The 12,861-nt window shown below is 40.7% G+C and carries 23 protein-coding genes; all 23 read left to right on the forward strand.

Annotated elements, in window-relative coordinates:
* Positions 1-3 precede the first annotated feature (3 nt).
* The 23 genes from rpmC (at position 4) to HT693_RS02305 (ending at position 12,793) form a co-directional block, all read left to right on the forward strand.
* Positions 4-210 carry a 50S ribosomal protein L29 gene (rpmC, locus tag HT693_RS02195; RefSeq protein WP_000772918.1) on the forward strand — a complete coding sequence of 69 codons (207 nt, stop codon included), beginning with the start codon at positions 4-6 and terminating at the stop codon, positions 208-210.
* Between the two features lie 24 nt (positions 211-234).
* On the forward strand, positions 235-495 hold the full coding sequence (rpsQ, locus tag HT693_RS02200; RefSeq protein WP_000440801.1) for a 30S ribosomal protein S17: 261 nt from the start codon (positions 235-237) through the stop codon (positions 493-495).
* A gap of 25 nt (positions 496-520) precedes the next feature.
* Complete coding sequence (gene rplN / locus HT693_RS02205) at positions 521-889, forward strand: 50S ribosomal protein L14 (RefSeq protein WP_000616545.1); 369 nt, start codon at positions 521-523, stop codon at positions 887-889.
* 77 nt (positions 890-966) lie between these two features.
* Positions 967-1,272 (forward strand): 50S ribosomal protein L24, encoded by a 306-nt coding sequence (rplX, locus tag HT693_RS02210; RefSeq protein ID WP_000497691.1) that lies wholly within the window; start codon positions 967-969, stop codon positions 1,270-1,272.
* A 23-nt stretch (positions 1,273-1,295) separates the two neighbouring features.
* The gene (gene rplE, locus HT693_RS02215) at positions 1,296-1,838 is read left to right on the forward strand and encodes a 50S ribosomal protein L5 (protein WP_000013542.1); all 543 of its coding nucleotides are present in this window, start codon (positions 1,296-1,298) and stop codon (positions 1,836-1,838) included.
* Positions 1,839-1,855: 17 nt separating this feature from the next.
* Entirely contained in the window at positions 1,856-2,041 is a 186-nt protein-coding gene (locus HT693_RS02220) for a type Z 30S ribosomal protein S14 (protein WP_001085697.1), read from the forward strand.
* Between the two features lie 180 nt (positions 2,042-2,221).
* Positions 2,222-2,620 carry a 30S ribosomal protein S8 gene (gene rpsH, locus HT693_RS02225; RefSeq protein WP_000245503.1) on the forward strand — a complete coding sequence of 133 codons (399 nt, stop codon included), beginning with the start codon at positions 2,222-2,224 and terminating at the stop codon, positions 2,618-2,620.
* A gap of 225 nt (positions 2,621-2,845) precedes the next feature.
* Positions 2,846-3,382 (forward strand): 50S ribosomal protein L6, encoded by a 537-nt coding sequence (gene rplF, locus HT693_RS02230; protein ID WP_000086635.1) that lies wholly within the window; start codon positions 2,846-2,848, stop codon positions 3,380-3,382.
* An 83-nt stretch (positions 3,383-3,465) separates the two neighbouring features.
* The gene (rplR, locus tag HT693_RS02235) at positions 3,466-3,822 is read left to right on the forward strand and encodes a 50S ribosomal protein L18 (protein ID WP_000624044.1); all 357 of its coding nucleotides are present in this window, start codon (positions 3,466-3,468) and stop codon (positions 3,820-3,822) included.
* Positions 3,823-3,839: 17 nt separating this feature from the next.
* Complete coding sequence (rpsE, locus tag HT693_RS02240; RefSeq protein ID WP_000874202.1) at positions 3,840-4,334, forward strand: 30S ribosomal protein S5; 495 nt, start codon at positions 3,840-3,842, stop codon at positions 4,332-4,334.
* A gap of 13 nt (positions 4,335-4,347) precedes the next feature.
* The gene (rpmD, locus tag HT693_RS02245; RefSeq protein WP_000057241.1) at positions 4,348-4,530 is read left to right on the forward strand and encodes a 50S ribosomal protein L30; all 183 of its coding nucleotides are present in this window, start codon (positions 4,348-4,350) and stop codon (positions 4,528-4,530) included.
* Between the two features lie 144 nt (positions 4,531-4,674).
* On the forward strand, positions 4,675-5,115 hold the full coding sequence (gene rplO / locus HT693_RS02250) for a 50S ribosomal protein L15 (protein ID WP_000766086.1): 441 nt from the start codon (positions 4,675-4,677) through the stop codon (positions 5,113-5,115).
* Between the two features lie 12 nt (positions 5,116-5,127).
* Positions 5,128-6,438, forward strand: coding sequence for a preprotein translocase subunit SecY (gene secY, locus HT693_RS02255; protein ID WP_000465393.1), 1,311 nt, complete (start codon positions 5,128-5,130; stop codon positions 6,436-6,438).
* Between the two features lie 264 nt (positions 6,439-6,702).
* Positions 6,703-7,341: an adenylate kinase gene (locus HT693_RS02260; RefSeq protein ID WP_023932501.1), complete on the forward strand. Its 639-nt coding sequence runs from the start codon at positions 6,703-6,705 to the stop codon at positions 7,339-7,341.
* A gap of 116 nt (positions 7,342-7,457) precedes the next feature.
* On the forward strand, positions 7,458-7,676 hold the full coding sequence (infA, locus tag HT693_RS02265; RefSeq protein WP_001029883.1) for a translation initiation factor IF-1: 219 nt from the start codon (positions 7,458-7,460) through the stop codon (positions 7,674-7,676).
* A gap of 24 nt (positions 7,677-7,700) precedes the next feature.
* A complete protein-coding gene (gene rpmJ, locus HT693_RS02270) occupies positions 7,701-7,817 on the forward strand; it encodes a 50S ribosomal protein L36 (RefSeq protein ID WP_001808836.1) in 117 nt (38 codons plus the stop codon).
* 17 nt (positions 7,818-7,834) lie between these two features.
* Positions 7,835-8,200 carry a 30S ribosomal protein S13 gene (gene rpsM, locus HT693_RS02275; RefSeq protein WP_000090781.1) on the forward strand — a complete coding sequence of 122 codons (366 nt, stop codon included), beginning with the start codon at positions 7,835-7,837 and terminating at the stop codon, positions 8,198-8,200.
* A 17-nt stretch (positions 8,201-8,217) separates the two neighbouring features.
* On the forward strand, positions 8,218-8,601 hold the full coding sequence (rpsK, locus tag HT693_RS02280; RefSeq protein WP_001118385.1) for a 30S ribosomal protein S11: 384 nt from the start codon (positions 8,218-8,220) through the stop codon (positions 8,599-8,601).
* A gap of 42 nt (positions 8,602-8,643) precedes the next feature.
* Positions 8,644-9,579 (forward strand): DNA-directed RNA polymerase subunit alpha, encoded by a 936-nt coding sequence (locus HT693_RS02285; protein ID WP_000568988.1) that lies wholly within the window; start codon positions 8,644-8,646, stop codon positions 9,577-9,579.
* A gap of 11 nt (positions 9,580-9,590) precedes the next feature.
* Entirely contained in the window at positions 9,591-9,977 is a 387-nt protein-coding gene (gene rplQ, locus HT693_RS02290; protein ID WP_000331493.1) for a 50S ribosomal protein L17, read from the forward strand.
* Positions 9,978-10,242: 265 nt separating this feature from the next.
* Entirely contained in the window at positions 10,243-10,509 is a 267-nt protein-coding gene (locus HT693_RS02295) for an ACT domain-containing protein (protein WP_049511413.1), read from the forward strand.
* A gap of 9 nt (positions 10,510-10,518) precedes the next feature.
* A complete protein-coding gene (locus tag HT693_RS02300) occupies positions 10,519-11,856 on the forward strand; it encodes a PFL family protein (RefSeq protein ID WP_172924746.1) in 1,338 nt (445 codons plus the stop codon).
* 244 nt (positions 11,857-12,100) lie between these two features.
* Positions 12,101-12,793, forward strand: coding sequence for a histidine phosphatase family protein (locus HT693_RS02305; protein WP_172924748.1), 693 nt, complete (start codon positions 12,101-12,103; stop codon positions 12,791-12,793).
* Positions 12,794-12,861: the final 68 nt, after the last annotated feature.

The raw sequence follows: 12,861 nt of genomic DNA on the forward strand, positions 1-12,861 counted from the left end.
GGCATGAAACTTAATGAAGTAAAAGAATTTGTTAAAGAACTTCGTGGTCTTTCTCAAGAAGAACTCGCGAAGCGCGAAAACGAATTGAAAAAAGAATTGTTTGAACTTCGTTTCCAAGCTGCTACTGGTCAATTGGAACAAACAGCTCGCTTGAAAGAAGTTAAAAAACAAATCGCTCGTATCAAAACAGTTCAATCTGAAGCGAAATAATAGACTAGGGAAGGAGAAATTTCAATGGAACGCAATAATCGTAAAGTTCTTGTTGGACGTGTTGTATCTGACAAAATGGACAAGACAATCACAGTTGTAGTTGAAACAAAACGTAACCACCCAGTCTATGGTAAACGTATTAACTACTCTAAAAAATACAAAGCTCATGATGAAAACAATGTTGCCAAAGAAGGCGATATCGTACGTATCATGGAAACTCGCCCGCTTTCAGCTACAAAACGTTTCCGTCTTGTAGAAGTTGTTGAAGAAGCGGTCATCATCTAATCAAACCTGAAAGGAGAAAACTGAAATGATTCAAACAGAAACTCGTTTGAAAGTCGCAGACAACAGCGGTGCTCGCGAAATCTTGACTATCAAAGTTCTTGGTGGTTCAGGACGTAAATTTGCAAACATCGGTGATGTTATCGTGGCATCTGTAAAACAAGCTACTCCTGGTGGTGCGGTTAAAAAAGGTGACGTTGTTAAAGCAGTTATCGTTCGTACTAAATCAGGTGCTCGTCGTGCTGATGGTTCATACATCAAATTTGACGAAAACGCAGCAGTTATCATCCGTGAAGACAAAACTCCTCGCGGAACACGTATCTTTGGCCCAGTTGCACGTGAATTGCGTGAAGGTGGCTTCATGAAGATCGTGTCACTTGCTCCAGAAGTACTTTAATTTTTAGAAACAAACTAGTCCCCTAGCTTCAAGCTAGGGTGCCCTTATGGGCGTAAGAAAAATCAAGGAGAAACCTAATGTTTGTAAAAAAAGGCGACAAAGTTCGCGTAATCGCTGGTAAAGATAAGGGAACAGAAGCTGTTGTCCTTACTGCCCTTCCAAAAGTAAACAAAGTTATCGTTGAAGGTGTTAACATCGTTAAGAAACACCAACGTCCAACTAACGAGCTTCCTCAAGGTGGTATCATCGAGAAAGAAGCAGCTATCCACGTATCAAACGTTCAAGTTTTGGACAAAAATGGTGTAGCTGGCCGTGTTGGTTACAAATTTGTAGACGGTAAAAAAGTTCGCTACAACAAAAAATCAGGCGAAGTGCTTGATTAATCACGAAGGAAAGGAGAAGTATAATGGCAAATCGTTTAAAAGAAAAATATCTTAATGAAGTAGTTCCTGCTTTGACAGAACAATTCAACTACTCATCAGTGATGGCTGTGCCTAAAGTAGATAAGATCGTTTTGAACATGGGTGTTGGTGAAGCTGTATCAAACGCTAAAAGCCTTGAAAAAGCTGCTGAAGAATTGGCACTTATCTCAGGTCAAAAACCACTTATCACTAAAGCTAAAAAATCAATCGCCGGCTTCCGTCTTCGTGAAGGTGTTGCGATCGGTGCAAAAGTTACCCTTCGTGGTGAACGTATGTACGAATTCTTGGATAAATTGGTTTCAGTTTCACTTCCACGTGTACGTGACTTCCACGGTGTTCCAACGAAATCATTTGATGGACGCGGAAACTACACACTTGGTGTGAAAGAACAATTGATCTTCCCAGAAATCAACTTCGATGACGTTGACAAAACTCGTGGTCTTGACATCGTTATCGTAACAACTGCTAACACTGACGAAGAGTCACGTGCATTGCTTACAGGCCTTGGAATGCCTTTTGCAAAATAATATAGGAGGTAAATCTAATGGCTAAAAAATCAATGATTGCTAAGAACAAACGTCCAGCGAAGTTCTCTACTCAAGCTTATACTCGTTGTGAAAAATGTGGTCGTCCACATTCAGTTTACCGCAAATTTAAACTTTGCCGTGTTTGCTTCCGTGAATTAGCTTACAAAGGACAAATCCCAGGCGTTACCAAAGCATCTTGGTAATTCTAACTTTCAATCCCGTCGTGATTCGTTGTTATCTGCTTTTGCCTAACTCAAGTTATGCCTGCAAGCAGATGCCTAGACTCACTTAGGAATTGAAACCTAGAAACATATTCTGAGCCTAGCTCAATCATTAACTAGCAAGTGCAACTTGCAAACTACTAGTAAGAGGAGAAAAACAAAATGGTTATGACTGACCCAATCGCAGACTTCCTAACTCGTATTCGTAACGCTAACCAAGCTAAACACGAAGTACTTGAAGTACCTGCATCAAACATCAAAAAAGGGATTGCTGAAATCCTTAAACGCGAAGGTTTTGTAAAAAACGTTGAAATCATCGAAGATGACAAACAAGGCATCATCCGTGTATTTCTTAAATACGGACCAAACGGTGAAAAAGTTATCACTAACTTGAAACGTATTTCTAAACCAGGACTTCGTGTCTACAAAAAACGTGAAGACCTTCCAAAAGTTCTTAACGGACTTGGAATTGCTATCCTTTCAACTTCTGAAGGTTTGCTTACTGATAAAGAAGCACGCCAAAAGAATGTTGGTGGCGAGGTTATCGCTTACGTTTGGTAATTGATGATGTGAGAGCGTTAAAAGAATGCAGTGAAAATAGGAAGTTTGTAGCAGGAGCGATGCTCCAAGACAAACTTATCTTTTTCACCAAATTCTTAGCTCGAACTCAAATCAAGATACAAAGCTCGTTAGAGCGTGTTCAGTTCAGCTCTTGAACTAAATAAGTATCTGAACCCCGTGAAAACTGGCCGTTCTGGCCTGACAATTTAACAGGAGAAAATAAACATGTCACGTATTGGTAATAAAGTTATCGTGTTGCCTGCTGGTGTTGAACTCACTAACAATGACAACCTTGTAACTGTAAAAGGACCTAAAGGAGAACTTACTCGTGAGTTCTCAAAAGATATTGAAATCCGTGTGGAAGGTACTGAAGTAACCCTTCACCGTCCAAACGATTCAAAAGAAATGAAAACTATCCACGGAACTACTCGTGCCCTTTTGAACAACATGGTTGTTGGTGTATCAGAAGGATTCAAGAAAGAACTTGAAATGCGTGGGGTTGGTTACCGTGCACAACTTCAAGGATCTAAACTTGTTTTGGCTGTTGGTAAATCTCACCCAGACGAAGTTGAAGCTCCAGAAGGAATTACTTTTGAACTTCCAAACCCAACAACAATCGTTGTTAGCGGAATTTCAAAAGAAGTAGTTGGACAAACAGCTGCTTACGTACGTAGCCTTCGTTCACCAGAACCATATAAAGGTAAAGGTATCCGTTACGTTGGTGAATTCGTTCGCCGTAAAGAAGGTAAAACAGGTAAATAATGTTGAGTGGTTGATTCTCAACCACCAACCTATTTTCCAACTTTGTGCATAGCACACGATTTAAAACTAAAGAGGTGAAAACTGTGATTTCAAAACCAGATAAAAACAAACTCCGCCAAAAACGCCACCGTCGCGTTCGCGGAAAACTCTCTGGAACTGCTGATCGCCCACGTTTGAACGTATTCCGTTCTAATACAGGCATCTACGCTCAAGTGATTGATGACGTAGCGGGTGTAACGCTCGCAAGTGCTTCAACTCTTGACAAAGAAGTTTCAAAAGGAACTAAAACTGAACAAGCTGTTGCTGTCGGTAAACTCGTTGCAGAACGTGCAAACGCTAAAGGTATTTCAGAAGTGGTGTTCGACCGCGGTGGATATCTATATCACGGACGTGTGAAAGCTTTGGCTGATGCAGCTCGTGAAAACGGATTGAAATTCTAATAGGAGGACACTAGAAAATGGCATTTAAAGACAATGCAGTTGAATTAGAAGAACGCGTAGTTGCTGTCAATCGTGTTACAAAAGTTGTTAAAGGTGGACGTCGTCTTCGTTTCGCAGCTCTTGTTGTTGTTGGTGACCACAACGGTCGCGTAGGATTTGGTACTGGTAAAGCTCAAGAAGTTCCAGAAGCAATCCGTAAAGCAGTAGATGATGCTAAGAAAAACTTGATCGAAGTTCCTATGGTTGGAACAACAATCCCACACGAAGTTCTTTCAGAATTCGGTGGAGCTAAAGTATTGTTGAAACCTGCTGTAGAAGGTTCTGGAGTTGCCGCTGGTGGTGCAGTTCGTGCCGTTGTGGAATTGGCAGGTGTGGCAGATATTACATCTAAATCACTTGGTTCTAACACTCCAATCAACATTGTTCGTGCAACTGTTGAAGGTTTGAAACAATTGAAACGCGCTGAAGAAGTTGCTGCCCTTCGTGGTATTTCAGTTTCTGATTTGGCATAAGAAAGGGGATAAAATGGCTCAAATTAAAATTACTTTGACTAAGTCTCCAATCGGACGCATTCCATCACAACGTAAAACTGTTGTAGCACTTGGACTTGGCAAATTGAACAGCTCTGTTATTAAAGAAGATAACGCTGCTATCCGTGGTATGATCACTGCAGTATCTCACTTGGTAACAGTTGAAGAAGTAAACTAATGAATTTTTAGGGGATGTGCACTATACCATCCCCTAAAACTAGATATAGTCATCTAGGATGACGTCGTATAGGCGAGTTGATGGGGGAGACAACCTTTTCTCCCTTATCGGCGCTAGCATTTTACAAAAGAGGAGAAAATAAAAATGAAACTTCATGAATTGAAACCTGCAGAAGGTTCTCGTAAAGTACGTAACCGCGTTGGTCGTGGTACTTCATCAGGTAACGGTAAAACATCTGGTCGTGGTCAAAAAGGTCAAAAAGCTCGTAGCGGTGGCGGAGTTCGCCTTGGTTTTGAAGGTGGACAAACTCCATTGTTCCGTCGTCTTCCAAAACGTGGATTCACTAACATCAACGCTAAAGAATACGCAATTGTGAACCTTGACCAATTGAACGTCTTTGAAGATGGTGCTGAAGTAACTCCAGTTGTTCTTATCGAAGCAGGAATTGTTAAAGCTGAAAAGTCAGGTATTAAAATTCTTGGTAACGGTGAGTTGATTAAGAAATTGACTGTGAAAGCAGCTAAATTCTCTAAATCAGCTGAAGAAGCTATCACTGCTAAAGGTGGTTCAGTAGAAGTCATCTAAGAGAGGTGACCTATGTTTTTTAAATTATTAAGAGAAGCTCTTAAAGTCAAGCAGGTTCGATCAAAAATTTTATTTACAATTTTTATCGTTTTGGTCTTTCGTATCGGAACTAGCATTACAGTTCCTGGTGTGAATGCCAATAGCTTGAATGCTTTAAGTGGATTATCCTTCTTAAACATGTTGAGCTTGGTGTCGGGGAATGCCCTAAAAAACTTTTCGATTTTTGCCCTAGGAGTTAGTCCCTATATTACTGCTTCTATCGTTGTCCAACTCTTACAAATGGATATTTTACCGAAATTTGTAGAGTGGGGAAAACAAGGGGAAGTAGGTCGAAGAAAATTGAACCAAGCTACTCGTTATATTGCCCTTGGTCTAGCCTTTGTGCAATCTATCGGGATTACAGCTGGTTTTAATACCTTGGCTGGAGCTCAATTGATTAAAACTGCTTTAACTCCCCAAGTTTTTCTGACGATTGGTATCATCTTAACAGCTGGTAGTATGATTGTCACTTGGTTGGGAGAGCAAATTACAGATAAGGGATACGGAAATGGTGTTTCTATGATTATCTTTGCCGGGATTGTTGCCTCAATTCCAGAGATGATTCAGGGCATCTATGTGGACTACTTTGTGAACGTCCCAAGTAGCCGGATCACTTCATCTATCATTTTCGTAATCATTTTGATTATTACTGTATTGTTGATCATTTACTTTACAACTTATGTTCAACAAGCAGAATACAAAATTCCAATCCAATATACTAAGGTTGCACAAGGTGCTCCATCTAGCTCTTACCTTCCATTGAAGGTAAACCCTGCTGGAGTTATCCCTGTTATCTTTGCCAGTTCCATTACTGCAGCGCCTGCGGCGATTCTTCAGTTTTTGAGCGCCACAGGTCATGATTGGGCTTGGGTAAGGGTAGCACAAGAGATGTTGGCAACCACTTCTCCAACTGGTATTGCCATGTATGCTTTGTTGATTATTCTCTTTACATTCTTCTATACGTTTGTACAGATTAATCCTGAAAAAGCGGCAGAGAACCTACAAAAGAGCGGTGCCTATATCCATGGAGTTCGTCCTGGTAAAGGTACAGAAGAATATATGTCTAAACTTCTTCGTCGTCTTGCAACGGTTGGTTCCCTCTTCCTTGGTGTGATTTCCATTTTGCCGATTGCAGCTAAAGATGTATTTGGTCTTTCTGATGTTGTTGCCTTTGGTGGAACAAGTCTCTTGATCATTATCTCTACAGGTATCGAAGGAATCAAGCAATTGGAAGGTTACCTATTGAAACGTAAGTATGTTGGTTTCATGGATAGAACAGAATAAAAGTATTTACTGATACTCTTCGAAAATCAAATTCAAACCACGTCAGCTTTATCTGCAACCTCAAAGCAGTGCTTTGAGCAACCTGCGGCTAGCTTCCTAGTTTGCTCTTTGATTTTCATTGAGTATGAAGCAGTAAATGCTGAGGGAGTGGAGGTTTAACTCTAACATTAGTGAGAGTTTGGTCTCCCCTCTTCTATTTTGTTTTTAAATAGGGGTGAAAAGACTTTTTGCTTCTATTTAAAAATAAAATAAGGAGATCAGATCATGAATCTTTTGATTATGGGCTTACCTGGTGCAGGTAAGGGAACTCAAGCAGCAAAAATCGTAGAACAATTCCATGTTGCACATATCTCAACAGGTGATATGTTCCGCGCTGCAATAGCAAATCAAACTGAAATGGGTGTTCTTGCTAAGTCATACATTGACAAGGGTGAATTGGTTCCTGATGAAGTTACAAATGGAATCGTAAAAGAACGTCTTTCACAAGATGATATTAAAGAAACAGGATTCTTATTGGATGGTTACCCACGTACAATCGAACAAGCTCATGCCTTGGACAAAACATTGGCTGAACTTGGCATCGAACTGGAAGGTGTTATCAACATCGAAGTGAATCCAGACAGCCTCTTGGAACGTTTGAGTGGCCGTATCATCCACCGCGTAACTGGAGAAACTTTCCACAAGGTCTTTAACCCACCAGTTGACTATAAAGAAGAAGATTACTACCAACGTGAAGATGATAAGCCTGAGACAGTCAAACGTCGTTTGGATGTGAATATTGCTCAAGGGGAACCAATCATTGCTCACTACCGTGCCAAAGGTTTGGTTCATGACATCGAAGGTAATCAAGATATCAATGATGTCTTCTCAGATATCGAAAAAGTATTGACAAATTTGAAATAAAGCGTTTTTCACACTTGCAAAAATCCGCTACAAATGTTATACTGAGATAGTCTGACTTATAATTGTTGTCTCTGTGTCTAGAGGCATCGAATCGAAATTTATGGAGGTGCTTTTGCGTGGCAAAAGACGATGTGATTGAAGTTGAAGGCAAAGTAGTTGATACAATGCCGAATGCAATGTTTACGGTTGAACTTGAAAATGGACATCAGATTTTAGCAACAGTTTCTGGTAAAATTCGTAAAAACTATATTCGTATTTTAGCGGGAGATCGTGTTACTGTCGAAATGAGTCCATATGACTTGACACGTGGACGTATCACTTACCGCTTTAAATAATCGAAAAACTTGGAGGGATAAGAAATGAAAGTAAGACCATCGGTCAAACCAATTTGCGAATACTGTAAAGTTATTCGTCGTAATGGTCGTGTTATGGTAATTTGCCCAGCAAATCCAAAACACAAACAACGTCAAGGATAAGATAGAAAGGAGAAAACATGGCTCGTATTGCTGGAGTTGACATTCCAAATGACAAACGCGTAGTAATCTCATTGACTTATGTTTATGGTATCGGACTTGCAACATCTAAGAAAATTTTGGCTGCTGCTGGAATCTCAGAAGATGTTCGTGTACGTGATCTTACATCAGATCAAGAAGATGCTATCCGTCGTGAAGTGGATGCAATCAAAGTTGAAGGTGACCTTCGTCGTGAAGTAAACTTGAACATCAAACGTTTGATGGAAATCGGTTCATACCGTGGTATCCGTCACCGTCGTGGACTTCCTGTCCGTGGACAAAACACTAAAAACAACGCTCGCACTCGTAAAGGTAAAGCTGTTGCGATTGCTGGTAAGAAAAAATAATATAGGAGGTAAAAGTCTTGGCTAAACCAACACGTAAACGTCGTGTGAAAAAGAATATCGAATCTGGTATTGCTCATATTCACGCTACATTTAATAACACTATTGTTATGATTACTGATGTGCATGGTAATGCAATTGCTTGGTCATCAGCTGGTGCTCTTGGTTTCAAAGGTTCTCGTAAATCTACACCATTCGCTGCTCAAATGGCTTCTGAAGCTGCTGCTAAATCTGCACAAGAACACGGTCTTAAATCAGTTGAAGTTACTGTAAAAGGTCCAGGTTCTGGTCGTGAGTCAGCTATTCGTGCGCTTGCTGCCGCTGGTCTTGAAGTAACAGCAATTCGTGATGTGACTCCAGTGCCACACAATGGTGCTCGTCCTCCAAAACGTCGCCGTGTATAATCATCGCATTACACTGCTTTTCGTTTAAGAGGGAGTAACTAAATGATCGAGTTTGAAAAACCAAATATAACAAAAATTGATGAAAATAAAGATTATGGCAAGTTTGTAATCGAACCACTTGAACGTGGCTACGGTACAACTCTTGGTAACTCTCTTCGTCGTGTACTTCTAGCTTCTCTACCAGGAGCAGCTGTGACATCTATCAATATTGATGGTGTGTTACATGAGTTTGACACAGTTCCAGGTGTTCGTGAAGACGTGATGCAAATCATTCTGAACATTAAAGGAATTGCAGTGAAATCGTACGTTGAAGACGAAAAAATCATCGAACTAGATGTTGAAGGCCCTGCTGAAGTAACAGCTGGTGACATTTTGACAGATAGCGATATTGAAATTGTAAATCCAGATCATTATCTCTTTACAATCGGTGAAGGTTCTTCTCTAAAAGCGACTATGACTGTTAACAGTGGTCGTGGATATGTACCTGCTGATGAAAATAAAAAAGATAATGCACCAGTTGGAACACTTGCTGTAGATTCTATTTATACACCAGTTACAAAAGTCAACTATCAAGTGGAACCTGCTCGTGTAGGTAGCAATGATGGATTTGACAAATTAACCCTTGAAATCTTGACTAATGGAACAATTATTCCAGAAGATGCTTTAGGGCTTTCAGCACGTATTTTGACAGAACATCTTGATTTGTTTACAAATCTTACTGAGATTGCTAAGTCAACTGAAGTGATGAAAGAAGCTGATACTGAATCTGACGACCGTATTTTGGATCGTACGATTGAGGAACTGGACTTGTCTGTGCGTTCATACAACTGTTTGAAACGTGCCGGTATCAATACTGTGCATGATTTGACAGAAAAATCTGAAGCAGAGATGATGAAAGTACGAAATCTTGGACGCAAGAGTTTGGAAGAAGTGAAACTCAAACTCATTGATTTGGGTCTTGGATTAAAAGATAAATAAAGGAGGAATACATGGCTTACCGTAAACTAGGACGCACTAGCTCGCAACGTAAAGCAATGCTTCGCGATTTGACAACTGACCTTTTGATCAACGAATCAATCGTGACAACTGAAGCTCGTGCTAAAGAAATCCGTAAAACTGTTGAAAAAATGATTACTCTAGGTAAACGTGGTGATTTGCATGCACGTCGTCAAGCAGCTGCTTTCGTACGTAATGAAATCGCATCTGAAAACTATGATGAAGCAACTGATAAGTACACTTCTACTACAGCACTTCAAAAATTGTTCTCAGAAATCGCACCTCGTTATGCTGAACGTAACGGTGGATACACTCGTATCCTTAAAACTGAACCACGTCGTGGTGATGCAGCGCCAATGGCGATCATCGAATTAGTATAAAATCATCAATTTTGTTGAGTGTTATGATGATGGAGTCTTGTGCTCTTAGTCTAGCTCTGGTCTACCGCTAGGATTTCGGTCCTAGCGGGAACACTCATCATAAGTTGGGATAGTAGACGCTTGTTTACGAAATTGTTTTTTGCTTAAGAACAACTTCGTAAGCAGGCGTTTTTGAGTATTTTAGTTAGAATTATGCTATACTATTTGAAAAGAATCCTGTTTAATGTTCAGGTTTCCTAATTAAAAGAAGAATTGGAGTTTGCTTATGAAAGCGATTATAACTGTTGTTGGTAAAGATAAATCTGGAATTGTTGCAGGTGTTTCTGGTAAAATTGCAGAATTGGGTTTGAACATAGACGATATTTCTCAAACTGTCTTAGATGAATATTTCACGATGATGGCTGTCGTCTCTAGTGATAAAAAGCAAGATTTTACTTATCTGAGAAATGAGTTTGAAACTTTTGGGCAAATTTTAAATGTGAAAATCAACATTCAGAGTGCAGCGATTTTCGAAGCTATGTATAATATCTAGGAGGTGCACATGGATATTAGACAAGTTACTGAAACCATTGCCATGATTGAGGAGCAAAACTTCGATATTAGAACCATTACCATGGGGATTTCCCTTTTAGACTGTATCGATCCAGATATCAATCGTGCTGCGGAGAAAATTTATCAAAAGATAACGATCAAGGCGGCTAATTTAGTGGCTGTTGGTGATGAAATTGCAGCTGAGTTGGGAATTCCAATCGTTAATAAGCGTGTATCGGTGACACCTATTTCTTTGATTGGAGCAGCGACAGATGCCGCAGACTATGTAGTTTTGGCAAAAGCGCTTGATAAGGCTGCGAAAGAGATTGGAGTGGACTTTATTGGTGGTTTCTCTGCCTTGGTACAAAAGGGGTACCAAAAGGGAGATGAGATTCTCATCAATTCTATTCCTCGTGCTTTGGCCGAAACGGACAAGGTCTGCTCGTCAGTCAATATCGGCTCAACCAAGTCTGGTATCAATATGACGGCTGTGGCAGATATGGGACGCGTAATCAAGGAGACGGCTAATCTTTCTGATATGGGGGCAGCTAAGTTGGTTGTATTCGCTAATGCTGTTGAGGACAATCCATTTATGGCGGGTGCCTTCCATGGTGTTGGGGAGGCAGATGTTATCATCAATGTCGGCGTTTCTGGTCCTGGTGTGGTGAAACGTGCCTTGGAAAAAGTTCGTGGACAGAGCTTTGATGTAGTAGCCGAAACAGTTAAGAAAACTGCCTTTAAAATCACTCGTATCGGTCAATTGGTTGGTCAAATGGCCAGTGAGAGACTGGGTGTGGAGTTTGGTATTGTGGACTTGAGTTTGGCGCCAACTCCTGCGGTTGGAGATTCTGTAGCACGTGTCCTTGAGGAAATGGGACTAGAGACAGTTGGTACGCATGGAACGACGGCTGCCTTGGCTCTCTTGAATGACCAAGTTAAGAAGGGCGGAGTTATGGCCTGCAACCAAGTCGGTGGTTTGTCTGGTGCCTTTATTCCTGTTTCTGAGGATGAGGGTATGATTGCTGCAGTGCAAAATGGCTCTCTTAATTTAGAAAAACTAGAGGCCATGACGGCTATCTGTTCTGTTGGATTGGATATGATTGCCATTCCGGAGGATACACCTGCTGAAACCATTGCGGCTATGATTGCAGATGAAGCTGCAATTGGTGTTATTAACATGAAAACTACGGCTGTTCGTATCATTCCAAAAGGGAAAGAAGGCGATATGATTGAGTTTGGAGGCCTATTAGGAACTGCACCTGTTATGAAAGTCAATGGGGCTTCGTCTGTTGATTTCATCTCTCGTGGAGGACAAATCCCAGCACCAATTCATAGTTTTAAAAATTAAGAAAATAGGAGAAATTTTAAGCTCTATTTAAGGTTGGATGTGTATACTATAATCATTAAATAAAGACCTCCTAATATTATATGAAACAGATAACACTGATTTAGTTTGAATTTGATTTTCATCTAATATCTTTATTTAATAGAACTCCTAAACTTTTTCATAATAATCTCCTGCAAAAGTCACCTGTCTGGGTGGCTTTTGTTTTATCATCCATGATATAATAGAAGCAAACGGAGGACGGAAAATGGTAAAAGTACGATTGTATTTGGTACGTCATGGCAAGACCATGTTTAACACGATTGGTCGCGCGCAAGGTTGGAGCGATACTCCCTTAACAGCTGAAGGTGAGCGAGGGATTCAAGAATTAGGAATTGGTTTGCGAGAGTCTGGTCTACAGTTTGAGCGCGCTTATTCCAGTGATTCTGGGCGCACCATTCAGACCATGGGAATCATTCTTGAAGAACTTGGCCTGCAGGGGAAAATCCCTTATCTCATGGACAAGCGTATCAGAGAATGGTGTTTTGGTAGCTTTGATGGAGCCTACGATGGCGATCTTTTCATGGGCATTATTCCTCGTATCTTTAATGTGGAACATGTTCACCAATTGTCTTATGCTGAACTGGCTGAGGGCTTGGTAGAGGTTGATACAGCTGGTTGGGCTGAAGGGTGGGAAAAACTCAGTGGCCGCATCAAAGAAGGTTTTGAAGCGATTGCCAAAGAAATGGAAGAACAAGGCGGGGGCAACGCCCTTGTTGTCAGTCACGGAATGACCATTGGAACCATTGTTTATCTGATCAATGGTATGCATCCGCACGGTCTGGATAATGGTAGCGTAACGATCCTTGAATATGAGGACGGCCAGTTTAGCGTAGAAGTTGTCGGCGACCGTAGTTACCGAGAATTAGGACGTGAGAAGATGGAAGAGGCCTCTATTTAATCAGTCCAGACTTATACTCTTCGAAAATCTCTTCAAACCACGTCAGCTTCGCCTTGCCGTATGTATGG

Origin of the sequence: Streptococcus sp. 2154 (genome assembly GCF_013277255.1) — a bacterium.
Lineage (GTDB): Bacteria > Bacillota > Bacilli > Lactobacillales > Streptococcaceae > Streptococcus > Streptococcus pseudopneumoniae.

What these genes read in the sequence shown, in the direction of transcription:
- HT693_RS02300 (WP_172924746.1), top strand. Translation starts at nt 10,519, where the DNA reads ATGGATATTAGACAAGTTACTGAAACCATTGCCATGATTGAGGAGCAA.
- HT693_RS02220 (WP_001085697.1), top strand. Translation starts at nt 1,856, where the DNA reads ATGGCTAAAAAATCAATGATTGCTAAGAACAAACGTCCAGCGAAGTTC.
- rplX (WP_000497691.1), top strand. Translation starts at nt 967, where the DNA reads ATGTTTGTAAAAAAAGGCGACAAAGTTCGCGTAATCGCTGGTAAAGAT.
- HT693_RS02260 (WP_023932501.1), top strand. Translation starts at nt 6,703, where the DNA reads ATGAATCTTTTGATTATGGGCTTACCTGGTGCAGGTAAGGGAACTCAA.
- rpmD (WP_000057241.1), top strand. Translation starts at nt 4,348, where the DNA reads ATGGCTCAAATTAAAATTACTTTGACTAAGTCTCCAATCGGACGCATT.
- rpsE (WP_000874202.1), top strand. Translation starts at nt 3,840, where the DNA reads ATGGCATTTAAAGACAATGCAGTTGAATTAGAAGAACGCGTAGTTGCT.
- rpmJ (WP_001808836.1), top strand. Translation starts at nt 7,701, where the DNA reads ATGAAAGTAAGACCATCGGTCAAACCAATTTGCGAATACTGTAAAGTT.
- rplN (WP_000616545.1), top strand. Translation starts at nt 521, where the DNA reads ATGATTCAAACAGAAACTCGTTTGAAAGTCGCAGACAACAGCGGTGCT.
- HT693_RS02285 (WP_000568988.1), top strand. Translation starts at nt 8,644, where the DNA reads ATGATCGAGTTTGAAAAACCAAATATAACAAAAATTGATGAAAATAAA.
- secY (WP_000465393.1), top strand. Translation starts at nt 5,128, where the DNA reads ATGTTTTTTAAATTATTAAGAGAAGCTCTTAAAGTCAAGCAGGTTCGA.
- HT693_RS02305 (WP_172924748.1), top strand. Translation starts at nt 12,101, where the DNA reads ATGGTAAAAGTACGATTGTATTTGGTACGTCATGGCAAGACCATGTTT.
- rpmC (WP_000772918.1), top strand. Translation starts at nt 4, where the DNA reads ATGAAACTTAATGAAGTAAAAGAATTTGTTAAAGAACTTCGTGGTCTT.
- rplQ (WP_000331493.1), top strand. Translation starts at nt 9,591, where the DNA reads ATGGCTTACCGTAAACTAGGACGCACTAGCTCGCAACGTAAAGCAATG.
- rplF (WP_000086635.1), top strand. Translation starts at nt 2,846, where the DNA reads ATGTCACGTATTGGTAATAAAGTTATCGTGTTGCCTGCTGGTGTTGAA.
- rplO (WP_000766086.1), top strand. Translation starts at nt 4,675, where the DNA reads ATGAAACTTCATGAATTGAAACCTGCAGAAGGTTCTCGTAAAGTACGT.
- rpsQ (WP_000440801.1), top strand. Translation starts at nt 235, where the DNA reads ATGGAACGCAATAATCGTAAAGTTCTTGTTGGACGTGTTGTATCTGAC.
- rpsH (WP_000245503.1), top strand. Translation starts at nt 2,222, where the DNA reads ATGGTTATGACTGACCCAATCGCAGACTTCCTAACTCGTATTCGTAAC.
- rplE (WP_000013542.1), top strand. Translation starts at nt 1,296, where the DNA reads ATGGCAAATCGTTTAAAAGAAAAATATCTTAATGAAGTAGTTCCTGCT.
- HT693_RS02295 (WP_049511413.1), top strand. Translation starts at nt 10,243, where the DNA reads ATGAAAGCGATTATAACTGTTGTTGGTAAAGATAAATCTGGAATTGTT.
- rpsM (WP_000090781.1), top strand. Translation starts at nt 7,835, where the DNA reads ATGGCTCGTATTGCTGGAGTTGACATTCCAAATGACAAACGCGTAGTA.